Annotated in this window: 12 protein-coding genes and 2 pseudogenes; 13 read left to right on the top strand and 1 reads right to left on the bottom strand. The window is 53.5% G+C overall.

Annotated features, from left to right (window positions below; translation table 11 throughout):
- Positions 1–45 precede the first annotated feature (45 nt).
- The 9 genes from urtB to ureE are packed head-to-tail and all read left to right on the top strand — an operon-like array spanning position 46 to position 8,323.
- Positions 46–1,674 carry an urea ABC transporter permease subunit UrtB gene (gene urtB / locus IFO68_RS15870; protein ID WP_419555450.1) on the top strand — a complete coding sequence of 543 codons (1,629 nt, stop codon included), beginning with the start codon at positions 46–48 and terminating at the stop codon, positions 1,672–1,674.
- Positions 1,675–1,688: 14 nt separating this feature from the next.
- Positions 1,689–2,774 (top strand): urea ABC transporter permease subunit UrtC, encoded by a 1,086-nt coding sequence (gene urtC / locus IFO68_RS15865; protein ID WP_192016820.1) that lies wholly within the window; start codon positions 1,689–1,691, stop codon positions 2,772–2,774.
- Positions 2,771–3,655: an urea ABC transporter ATP-binding protein UrtD gene (urtD, locus tag IFO68_RS15860; RefSeq protein WP_192016819.1), complete on the top strand. Its 885-nt coding sequence runs from the start codon at positions 2,771–2,773 to the stop codon at positions 3,653–3,655. The genes urtC and urtD overlap by 4 nt, the downstream gene beginning before the upstream one ends.
- 30 nt (positions 3,656–3,685) lie before the next feature.
- A complete protein-coding gene (urtE, locus tag IFO68_RS15855) occupies positions 3,686–4,381 on the top strand; it encodes an urea ABC transporter ATP-binding subunit UrtE (protein WP_192016818.1) in 696 nt (231 codons plus the stop codon).
- Positions 4,378–5,367 carry an urease accessory protein UreD gene (locus IFO68_RS15850; RefSeq protein WP_225445282.1) on the top strand — a complete coding sequence of 330 codons (990 nt, stop codon included), beginning with the start codon at positions 4,378–4,380 and terminating at the stop codon, positions 5,365–5,367. Before urtE ends, IFO68_RS15850 begins: the two co-directional genes overlap by 4 nt.
- 18 nt (positions 5,368–5,385) lie before the next feature.
- Complete coding sequence (gene ureA / locus IFO68_RS15845) at positions 5,386–5,688, top strand: urease subunit gamma (RefSeq protein WP_192016817.1); 303 nt, start codon at positions 5,386–5,388, stop codon at positions 5,686–5,688.
- Between the two features lie 26 nt (positions 5,689–5,714).
- Positions 5,715–6,113, top strand: a complete 399-nt coding sequence (locus IFO68_RS15840) for an urease subunit beta (RefSeq protein ID WP_192016816.1) — start codon at positions 5,715–5,717, stop codon at positions 6,111–6,113.
- Between the two features lie 2 nt (positions 6,114–6,115).
- The gene (ureC, locus tag IFO68_RS15835) at positions 6,116–7,819 is read left to right on the top strand and encodes an urease subunit alpha (protein ID WP_192016815.1); all 1,704 of its coding nucleotides are present in this window, start codon (positions 6,116–6,118) and stop codon (positions 7,817–7,819) included.
- Positions 7,820–7,840: 21 nt separating this feature from the next.
- Positions 7,841–8,323 carry an urease accessory protein UreE gene (gene ureE, locus IFO68_RS15830; protein WP_192016814.1) on the top strand — a complete coding sequence of 161 codons (483 nt, stop codon included), beginning with the start codon at positions 7,841–7,843 and terminating at the stop codon, positions 8,321–8,323.
- Here ureE and IFO68_RS22180 read toward each other — a convergent pair.
- Positions 8,285–8,365 (bottom strand): annotated as a pseudogene (locus IFO68_RS22180) (hypothetical protein); the annotation flags it as partial. The gene ureE and the pseudogene IFO68_RS22180 overlap by 39 nt on opposite strands.
- 17 nt (positions 8,366–8,382) lie before the next feature.
- Between IFO68_RS22180 and IFO68_RS15825 the strand changes: the two are divergent.
- The 4 genes and pseudogenes from IFO68_RS15825 to IFO68_RS15810 all read left to right on the top strand — a co-directional run.
- Positions 8,383–8,979 carry a HupE/UreJ family protein gene (locus tag IFO68_RS15825; protein WP_192016813.1) on the top strand — a complete coding sequence of 199 codons (597 nt, stop codon included), beginning with the start codon at positions 8,383–8,385 and terminating at the stop codon, positions 8,977–8,979.
- A gap of 2 nt (positions 8,980–8,981) precedes the next feature.
- The gene (locus IFO68_RS15820) at positions 8,982–9,665 is read left to right on the top strand and encodes an urease accessory protein UreF (RefSeq protein ID WP_192016812.1); all 684 of its coding nucleotides are present in this window, start codon (positions 8,982–8,984) and stop codon (positions 9,663–9,665) included.
- Positions 9,666–9,674: 9 nt separating this feature from the next.
- Complete coding sequence (gene ureG / locus IFO68_RS15815) at positions 9,675–10,298, top strand: urease accessory protein UreG (protein ID WP_192016924.1); 624 nt, start codon at positions 9,675–9,677, stop codon at positions 10,296–10,298.
- 324 nt (positions 10,299–10,622) lie between these two features.
- Positions 10,623–11,351, top strand: a pseudogene (locus IFO68_RS15810) (transposase); the annotation flags it as partial.
- Between the last annotated feature and the right edge of the window lie 123 nt (positions 11,352–11,474).

Below are 11,474 nucleotides of genomic sequence, written 5' to 3'. Positions count from 1 at the left end.
CTGACTTTGCTCCAGACTTCCATCGCTTATGTTCGGCAACTGCTGATGCTGTTGATCTGCTTGCCTATAGTGGTTTCGACGGCTTACGCCAGCTCAGTCAACAACTTCACCGATGTGGAAAACAGCTTCGCCCAGCGCAATTTCGAGCGCAAAGCCGAAGCCATTGAATGGTTGATTACACAGCACCATCCGCAAACCAAAACCATTCTTGATGGCCTGCTCAATCGCGCCATTGCTTACCAGAAACACACTCACGCTCTGGTACTGTTACAGGATAATCGTAATGCGTTACTGCTAAGCAGTAATAAGCCGGTGACGCTCGATAACCCGCGTGATTACAAAAAAGTGGCCATCAATAATGCGCTGCGCACTGCGATTCAACGGCGGCTTTCCACACTTGATGTGAGCAGCACTGATCTGTCTGTCCGATTAGCAGCAGTCAAGGCGCTGACAGGCAACACCGAATCGGACATCATTGAAGCGCTTCGCCAGCAACTGAGCCAGGAAACCAGCCCAGAGATCAAAGCGGCCATAAATCTGGCGCTCAACATCGCCAGACTGGGCCAGTTCAGCCAGGCCACTGACAACGAGGCCGATGATAACCAGCGTGGCGGTGCCGCAGACAGCAATGCAAGCCAGCTGGCCTTGATTCAGTCGTTATCAGATGCCGCCCACCCTGCCGCGCAACGCGCTCTGGCTCAAGCCGAACCCCTGGCAAAAGATCCCGAGATTCGCAGCGCACTGACACGTGCGCTCAGCGCCTATGAGCAGCGGCAACGCGTCTACAACGGTGTCGAAACCCTGTATTTCGGATTGAGCATGGGGTCGGTGCTGGTGTTGGCCGGTATTGGTCTGGCCATCACTTTCGGGGTCATGGGGGTGATCAATATGGCCCATGGCGAGCTGATTATGCTGGGGGCGTATACTACCTATGTGCTGCAGCAACTCATGCCCCAGCAAACGGCACTGGCCCTGCTCCTTGCCATTCCGGCGGCTTTCGTGGTGTCGGGACTTGTCGGCGTCGCCATTGAGCGCAGCGTGATCCGCTTTCTGTACGGCCGCCCTTTGGAAACCCTGCTGGCCACATTCGGCATCAGCCTAATCCTGCAACAAGCCGTTCGCAGTATTTTCTCTCCGCTGAACCGCTCAGTGACGACGCCGGATTTCATGAGTGGGATGCTGGAAATCACCCCTATGCTCAGCCTGACCTGGAACCGACTGATCATCATAGGTTTCTGTATTTTGATCTTTACCCTGTTGCTGCTGGTGCTGAAAAAAACTTCGCTTGGCCTGCAGGTTCGCGCCGTATCGCAAAACAGAGGCATGGCCCGAGCAATGGGGGTCAGATCCGAATGGGTCGATGCCATGACGTTCGGACTGGGATCCGGCGTTGCCGGTATCGCCGGAGTTGCGCTTTCCCAACTGACCAATGTCGGGCCGAACATGGGCCAGAGCTACATCATTGATTCCTTCATGGTGGTGGTATTTGGTGGTGTCGGCAACCTGTGGGGCACCTTGGTTGCCGGCCTGAGCCTGGGCATTTTCAACAAGATCCTCGAACCCTGGGCCGGTGCCGTGCTGGCGAAAATTCTGGTACTGGTTTTTATCATTCTGTTTATTCAAAAACGCCCGCGTGGCCTGTTCCCGCAACGCGGCAGAGCCGTTGAAGGATAATAAAAGGATTCATTATGCTGACCTCAATACTCAGACAGGATCGCGGAGGACAGGTGTTGCTGACCCTGTTGATTGCGGCCGCGGTCATCGTGCCTGTCCTCAATCTTGCTGTCCCGCAGGGGCATCCGCTTCATTTGGAAACTTACACTGTCTCGTTGCTGGGCAAATACCTGTGTTACGCCTTATTGGCATTGGCCGTCGATCTCGTCTGGGGTTACCTGGGCATTCTCAGTCTGGGCCACGGTGCTTTCTTTGCCTTGGGCGGATACGCCATGGGTATGTACCTGATGCGCCAGATTGGTGATCGGGGGGTGTACGCCAACCCCGAACTGCCGGACTTCATGGTCTTCCTGAACTGGACAGAATTACCCTGGTTCTGGCACGGGTTCGATAACTTCTGGTTTACCTGCCTGATGATAGTGCTGATCCCCGGGGCACTAGCGTTTGTGTTTGGCTGGCTGGCCTTTCGCTCACGGGTGTCTGGGGTATATTTGTCTATCATGACACAGGCACTGACCTTTGCGCTGATGCTGGCTTTTTTCCGCAACGAGATGGGTTTTGGCGGCAATAATGGCCTGACGGATTTTAAAGACTTGCTTGGTGCCGACTTGCAGGCCGACACCACGCGAATGGCCCTGTTTGTTGCCAGTGTGCTGGCCCTGATCCTTGGCTATCTGGTTTGTCGCGCAGTCATCGCCAGCCGGTTAGGCAGTGTGGTGATCGCCATCCGCGATGCCGAAGCCCGCACGCGCTTCATTGGCTATAAAGTGGAGCATGTCAAACTGGCGATTTTTGTCTTGTCCGCGGTGCTGGCAGGCATTGCCGGTGCACTGTACGTACCGCAAATTGGCATCATCAACCCGGGAGAATTCGCCCCGCTGAACTCCATTGAAATCGTGGTATGGGTCGCGCTTGGCGGTCGTGCCACTTTGTATGGCGCCGTCATCGGTGCAGTACTTATCAACTATGCCAAAAGCTGGTTCACGGTGGAGTTCCCGGAAGTGTGGCTCTTTGCTCTCGGCAGCCTGTTTGTCCTCGCCACCCTGTTTCTGCCCAAAGGCCTTGCCGGCCTGCTGCAACGTCGGGAGGTATCCGCATGACAACAGTCACCACGCTTCACCCGAGCACAACGCCATCACGGCTGGATAAGCTGCTGACGCACAATCCGTTACAGCCGCTGACCCGTCGTCATGAAGTCTTTGATTTCCTGAAACCTCAGCACCATCCGCTTATCGATACCCGACACAACATTCTGCTGTACCTTGAAGGGGTTTCCGTCTCTTTCGATGGTTTTCAGGCCATCAAGGATCTCAACCTCTACATAAAAGAAGGGGAACTGCGTTGCATCATAGGGCCAAACGGGGCCGGTAAAACCACCATGATGGACATCATTACCGGAAAAACGCGCCCTGACAGCGGTCAGGTCTGGCTTGGTTCGAACCTCAACCTGCTGGAGATGGATGAAGCTGAGATTGCCACTGCCGGTGTTGGCCGTAAATTTCAAAAACCCACCGTCTTTGAATGCCTGTCGGTCCGGACCAATCTGGAACTGGCAATGACAGGAACCAGAGGGGTCTGGCAGACCTTCAGAGCCCAGCTGTCTGGCGAACAAAAAGACAACATTGAACAGGTGCTGGCACTGATTGGATTAACCGAGCAGCGCCAGATGCTGTCGGGAAATTTATCCCACGGTCAGAAACAGTGGCTGGAAATCGGCATGCTGCTGATGCAGAAACCCAAACTGCTGCTGGTCGATGAGCCGGTAGCAGGCATGACGCACCAGGAAATGGACCGGACCGCTGAGCTGTTGCGCTCACTGGCAGGACAGCATTCTGTGGTAGTTGTCGAGCACGATATGGACTTTGTTCGCTCCATCGCCAGCACAGTGACCGTTCTCCATCAGGGACATGTACTAGCAGAAGGCAACATGGCAGATATTCAGAGCAACGACAAAGTCCGGGAAGTGTATTTAGGTCAGTAAGTTTCTCACTGATCGTAAAAAGGAATCACTATGTTAGAAATACAAGGATTGAACCAGTTTTACGGTGAAAGCCATACCCTGTGGGATCTTGAACTGTCTGTCCCCGAAGGCCAGTGCACCGTGCTGATGGGTCGGAACGGCGTGGGCAAAACCACACTGCTGCAATGCATCATGGGCTTAATCAAAGCCCGCAGCGGGCAAATTACCTTTAACGGGCAGAATTTATTACCGCTGACAACCGAAGCCCGCCCGCGCTGCGGCCTGGGCTATGTGCCTCAGGGACGGCAAATCTTTCCCCTACTGACTGTACAAGAAAATCTGCAGATTGGCCTGCCAGTTCGCCCGCGCGGTGACAGACGTATTCCCTCCTACATCTACGACCTGTTCCCGGTGTTAAAAGACATGCTGCACCGACGGGGTGGCGACTTATCAGGCGGGCAGCAGCAACAGCTAGCGATCGCCCGGGCACTGGTGCTGGACCCGACATTACTCTTACTGGATGAACCCACCGAGGGCATACAGCCCAATATCGTACAAGAAATCGGTGACATCATCCGAAAGCTAAACCACGAGCTCGGCCTGACTGTGCTGCTGGTGGAGCAAAAACTGCCTTTTGCACGTAAAGTCGGCGATCGCTTTTGTCTGCTGGACAGGGGACGAACAGTCACCAGTGGAGAAATGGCCAACCTCTCTGAGACTCACATCAAGGAGTACCTCACCGTATGACGCAGAGCGATCTGAAGGCAGCCCAACTTAAAGGGACAGGCACATTACCTCTAATGGGACAGACACAATCAGCAGCGGGCAATCCACGCGAAAAACTAAAGGGACTGTCACTTCAGCCCAGTGAGCGCAGCAATCTAAACGGGACAGACACAAATAGAGGCTGGCTGGCAGAGATACAGCTGGGCTTTGCTGATCGCGGAGACAAAACCGTGCTCAGGCAACGAAGCCAGAAAGGACCGCTGGCGGTACAGCGACCCCTTTATCCCGAAGGCCCGGTTTGTCACACCTATCTGCTTCACCCGCCCGGCGGTGTCGTCGGTGGTGATCAACTGACGATAACAGCGCACGTCAGCGAAGGTGCTCACGCATTGGTGACAACACCCGGAGCGACGAAATTTTATCGCTCTGACGGCAAGCTGGCACACCAGCGACAAATCCTCAGCGTGACGTCGGGGGCACAATTGGAGTGGCTGCCTCAGGAAAACATCCACTTCCCAGGAGCGAAGGTCAGATTCAACACAGATATTCACATTGCACCAGGCGGGCGCTTTATCGGCTGGGAAATGCACTGTTTTGGACGCCCTGCACTGAATGAGTGCTTCGAAACAGGGCATATCGCAGGGCACTGTCGGGTATTTCTTGACGACGCCCTCGTATTGGCCGAAGGCATGAACCTCAATGCCTCGCTGTCCCAGCCTTCTCGTGCCGCCAGCCTGCGCGATTTTCCGATGAATGCGACCCTACTGATTGCCGGAGAAAACGACGAACTGCTCATTGTGGTACAGGATTTGCTAAATCAGCATCATGAGAGTGCAAGTAAAAACAATCTGATAGCAGGTGTGACTCATATTGACGGCCTGCTTGCGGTTCGTGCTCTGGCACAGGGCACAGAACCTCTCTTACAACTTTTCACCCGTATCTGGCAGCACACACGTGCGCACTGGTCTGGCACTTTTCCCCTGCCACCCCGGATATGGGCAACCTGATTGACACAAGGCTCAAACATGGAATTAACACCAAGAGAAAAAGATAAGTTGCTGATTTTCACCGCGGCTCTGGTGGCTGAACGCCGTAAGGCCAAAGGCCTCAAGCTCAATTACCCCGAGGCTATTGCGCTGATCAGTGCCGAAATTCTTGAAGGTGCCCGCGAGGGCAAAACAGTCGCTGAACTGATGGACTACGGACGCACAATTCTGACCCAGGATGACGTCATGGAAGGTGTCGCCACCATGATTCACGATGTACAAGTTGAAGCAACCTTTCCGGATGGCACCAAGCTGGTCACGGTTCATGAACCCATCGTATAGCGACTTCTAAAAGGACAGACACTTTAATGAGTAAGGAAACGAATCAGGACAGACAGGCTAAACCAGTATCCACACTGATCCCCGGTGAGCTGCGAACCGCCGCCGGCGACATTACCCTCAATCCTGGCCGCGAAACCTGTCAGGTGAGTGTGGCAAATCTCGGCGATCGTCCGGTGCAAATCGGTTCGCATTACCATTTCTGCGAGGCCAACGAATCGCTGCAGTTTGATCGTGATAAGACCCGAGGCTTCCGGCTCAATATCGCAGCGGGCACCGCAGTTCGTTTCGAGCCGGGCCAGAGCCGCACGGTAGAGCTGGTTGCTTTTGCCGGAGACCGGAAAGTCTATGGCTTTCAGGGAAAGGTTATGGGATCGCTGGACCAGGCCGGCGACAGGCCCACGGATGATAAGCAGGGAGAGCAATAATTATGGCAACCATGTCCAGACAGGCCTATGGGGAAATGTTTGGTCCGACAACGGGCGATAAGCTTCGGCTGGCGGATACCGAGCTGTGGTTGGAAGTGGAAAAAGACTACACCGTTTATGGCGACGAAGTAAAATTTGGTGGCGGTAAAGTGATCCGGGACGGCATGGGCCAGAGTCAGCGACCTTCATCACAGACCCCGGATCTGGTGATCACCAATGCCGTTATCCTCGATTATTGGGGTATCGTCAAAGCCGACGTGGCTGTCAAAAACGGTCGCATCAGTGCCATTGGTAAAGCAGGCAACCCGGATATCCAGCCGAATATCGATATCATCATCGGCCCCGGTACTGAAATCATCGCCGGCGAAGGTCAGATACTGACAGCCGGTGGCATTGATGCTCACATCCATTTCATCTGCCCCCAGCAAATTGAAGAAGCGCTGATGTCGGGCATCACCACTATGATTGGCGGTGGTACCGGACCGGCGACTGGCACCAATGCGACGACCTGCACGCCAGGGCCGTGGAATATTCACCGCATGCTAGAAGCACTGGATAGCTTTCCGATGAATTTCGGTTTGTTAGGTAAAGGCAATGCCAGCCTGCCGGACGCATTGTACGAACAGGTCGCCGCCGGTGTCATTGGCTTGAAACTGCACGAAGACTGGGGAACTACGCCTGCATCCATTGACTGCTGCCTGAGCGTTGCAGAGAACACCGATATCCAGGTTGCCATCCACACCGACACGCTGAATGAATCCGGTTTTGTGGAATCGACCCTGGCTGCGATCGGCGATCGTGTGATTCATACTTATCACACAGAAGGGGCTGGAGGTGGCCATGCGCCGGACATTATTCGTGCCGCAGGGATCGCCAATGTGCTGCCATCGTCGACCAATCCGACCCGGCCGTACACCATCAATACCGTGGATGAACACCTTGATATGCTGATGGTATGTCATCACCTGAATCCCTCGATTGCCGAAGATGTGGCTTTCGCCGAGTCCCGGATACGCCGCGAGACCATTGCCGCTGAAGACATACTGCATGATTTGGGGGCTTTCTCGATGATTTCTTCAGATTCACAGGCCATGGGCCGTGTTGGCGAAGTGATCACTCGCACCTGGCAGACGGCACACAAAATGAAAGTACAGTGTGGTAGCTTGAAAGAAGACCCGTCACATCATGATAATTTCCGCCTTAAGCGTTATATCGCCAAGTACACCATTAACCCAGCGATAACTCATGGGATCAGCCACGAAGTCGGCTCAGTCGAACCCGGTAAACTGGCTGATCTGGTGCTGTGGAAACCGGCCTTTTTTGGCGTCAAACCCAGTGCCATTATCAAAGGCGGCATGATAGCGGCAGCACCTATGGGCGATCCGAATGCTTCGATCCCGACACCGCAGCCCGTGCATTACCGCCCTATGTTCGGCAGCTTTGGCAAAGCCAGCCAACAGACTTCTATGCTGTTTCTGTCTCAGCTGGCCTACAAAGAAGGTGTGGCCCAATCTCTAGGGCTGCAAAGCCGAATCGGCGTCGTGAAGGGTTGCCGTACCATCCGTAAGTCAGACATGAAACTCAACGACTGGTTGCCCAATATTGAAGTGGACTCACAAACCTATCAGGTTCGTGCCGATGGCGAACTCTTGATCTGCGAACCGGCCACTGAACTGCCTATGGCACAGCGTTATTTCTTATTCTAATCAAAACAGCAGGATGCAATTATGATTGAGTTAACCCGCTTTATTCCCGCCGCGGAACGCACAGACAATGCGAGCAATGCCACCTTAAGCCTGCCCATCGATTCTCGTAAAAAAAGCCGGTTGAAAGTCACTCTGGATGATGGTCGTGCCGCCGGGCTTTTTCTGCCGCGCGGCTACATTTTGCGCGATGGTGATCTGCTCACAAACGATGACGGCTTTGCAGTGACTGTCCTGGCCGCGCCAGAGTCTGTCTCCAGCGTCTACTGCGACGATTCACACCTGCTGGCCCGCCTGTGTTATCACCTTGGCAACCGCCATGTGCCTTTACAGATTCATGCGAACTGGCTGCGTTATCAACATGATCATGTGCTCGATGACATGGTGCATGGCCTTGGCGGGACAGTCACTGTAGAACAGGCGCCGTTTGAGCCCGAATCCGGGGCATATGGCGGCCAGCAAGGTGGCGGACACAGCCATCACCACCATCATGAGCACGAGCATTAAGCCCGGATCACACCTGTTTTTCCACCATAGAATGACTTTCATAAGAAAAGGAACTTCACATGCACCAAGGTTCAAATAAACAACGTATTGCCTTTATCGGGACAGGCATTTTACTGTCAGCGCCGGCGTTTGCCCACGTCGGTCATGGCCAGGAAGCCGGCACCATCATCAATTCTTTTATGGCTGGCGTAACTCACCCACTGACCGGCCTTGATCACCTGGCCATGCTATTGGGGGTGGGTTTCCTGTCAGCGCAGACCCCGGGACTGAAAAAGCAGATGTCTCTCATGGTCAGCGCACTGGCCAGCATTCTGCTTGGCCTGGCGTTTGGTGCGATCACCGGCGGTTTCAGTGGTATGGAAATCCTGATTCTGGGTTCAGTATTTGTCGCCGCCGCTACGCTGGGCTTTAAAGCCTTTGGCCGCAGTTACCTTGCAACCCTCGGCTCAATGTTATCTGTCGCCATGTTACTGGCACACGGCTGGGCACACGGTGTTGAAGCACCGGCCTCAGCGCTGTTGTCTTTTGCGCCGGGTATGCTGGTCAGCGCTACCGGAATCCTGATTGCCGGTAATTTCATTGGCCGGGCAGTTCCGGCCCGCTGGCTAAGTCCGGTACTGGCTTTTAGCGGCGTAATGCTGGCTCTGGCTTCCTAGTGATGGTTACCCCTTTTTCTGATACCACGGCTGAGTTTCGGCTCTATCAGTTGATCAGCCCTTCCCTGCCAATCGGTGCTTTTACCTATTCGCAGGGACTGGAATGGGCGGTCGAACAAGGCTGGATCCATGACAAAATCACCCTGGGGAACTGGCTCAGAGACATGCTGAATCAAAGCCTGATCACTCTTGAACTGCCTGTTCTCAGACGGCTGTATCAGGCTTGGCAATGTGAAGACACACAGGCGATAGCAAAATGGAATCAGTGGCTATACGCCAGCCGGGAAACCAAAGAACTCAGACAGGAAGAAAAACAGCGTGGGCAGGCAACGGCCACACTGCTGCAACAACTGGAGATACCGTTGCCACAACATGTGGGACTGGTAGGAGATAACCAGCTTTCCGGCTTTGCTCTGGCTGCCACGCATTGGGGAATAGAATTGGATGCGCTTTGTCGTGGCTACCTGTGGAGCTGGCTGGAAAATACCACTATGGCGGGCGTGAAACTCATCCCTCTGGGACAAACGGCGGGACAACAGCTACTGCTGGAACTGTCGTCCTTGCTGGCGGAGGCAGTCGCATGTTCTGCAGCCATACAAGATGATGATGTGAGCAGCTTCGCTCCGGCGCAAGCCATTGCCTCCAGCCGGCATGAAACCCAATACACACGCTTATTCCGTTCCTAAGGAGACATGATAATGGATTACAAACAACCTCTTCGCATTGGCGTCGGTGGCCCGGTCGGTTCAGGAAAAACCGCCTTACTGGAAGTATTGTGCAAAGCCATCCGTGATAAATACAACATCGCGGTGGTTACCAACGACATCTATACCCAGGAAGATGCCAAAATTCTGACTCGTGCCGAAGCGCTGGAAGCCGACCGCATCATAGGTGTAGAAACCGGCGGCTGCCCTCATACCGCGATTCGTGAAGATGCCTCCATGAACCTGGCCGCTGTGGAGGAACTGGCGAAACGCCATAAAACACTGGACGTGGTCTTTGTAGAAAGCGGTGGCGACAATCTCAGTGCCACCTTCAGCCCGGAGCTGGCTGATTTAACCATCTATGTCATCGATGTAGCAGAAGGGGAAAAAATACCCCGTAAAGGTGGCCCGGGAATTACCCGCTCCGATCTGCTGATCATCAACAAAATCGACCTTGCCCCGTATGTAGGCGCGTCTCTGGAAGTGATGGAAGCCGACACCCAGCGCATGCGTCCGACCAAACCATATGTGTTTACCAACCTCAAAGAAAAACAAGGACTTGAAGCCATCATCGAGTTTATTGAAACAGCAGGAATGCTGAAGAGAGCAAGCTAGCCTCTGCATGGGAAGCTAGTTAACGGGACAGGCACTTTTGCCGAAAGGGCGCAGAGCTGATTATCAACAAAGAATGACCAAGCGTGGCAGCATAAAAGCTGTCACTCTTTCTCCTCTGATTAAAGCTCGCAAGAGGATCCATAAAAGGACGGACCCATAAAAGGACAGGCACTTCAAGACAGATTCTGCGGATTACCTGAAAGTTACAGCTATCTCAATTACACCTCACTGTGCATCGCATCGATTTTTTCACTATCCGACTTCTCATCCAAACCGCCCTCATATACTGTTCATACATCCAGTCATTTATTTGTGAACGCTTCCATGACAACAGCCAGACACCACCAAATTTGCCTTGAAGCCACCGCCTATTACCACTGCATTTCCCGGTGTGTGCGTCGCGCTTTCCTCTGCGGACAGGATAAGGAGTCCGGTGTCAGTTATGAGCACCGCCGTAGCTGGGTTGAAGACAGGCTGTTTGCATTAGCAAAAGTGTTTTGCATCGACCTCTGTGCTTACGCCATCATGAGTAATCACTATCACCTTGTGCTGCATATTAACAAAGCCAAAGCCGACTCTTTGACTGACAGTGACGTCATTGATCGCTGGCTATCATTTCACAATCCTCCCGTCTTGATCCAACGCTATCTGCGGGGTGATATTCATACCCAGGATGAATACAACGCAGTCTGTTCCATCATTCAGACCTGGCGACAGCGTCTCTACAGCATCAGCTGGTTTATGCGGTTGCTCAATCAATTCATTGCTTCCGAAGCGAATAAAGAAGATGGCTGTAGCGGACACTTCTGGGAGGGACGATTCAAAAGTCAGGCCCTGCTGGATGATAAAGCACTGGCCGCAGCTATGGCGTATGTCGATTTAAACCCCGTCCGTGCCGGTATAGCTGAAACACCGGAAACATCAGACTTCACGTCAGTCCAATTCCGTCTCGATAACTCGCGCAATCCCAAAGCCAGTGTGGCTTACCTCTATCCTTTTATTGGCCAAAACAACAGCACGCAAGAAGGAATCCCCTATCATCTGGCGGATTACTGTAGTGGCATAGTTAATTTGGCCACCTGATTAGAGGTGATATCATCACCTCAGAAGTTAACAGGTGACACAATGACAAAACCTAGCAGAAGAACATTTAGCCCCGAGTTTAAACTTGAAGCC

Origin of the sequence: Photobacterium arenosum (genome assembly GCF_014841115.1) — a bacterium.
Classification (GTDB): domain Bacteria; phylum Pseudomonadota; class Gammaproteobacteria; order Enterobacterales; family Vibrionaceae; genus Photobacterium; species Photobacterium arenosum.
This window is presented reverse-complemented; position numbering and strand designations above follow the sequence as displayed.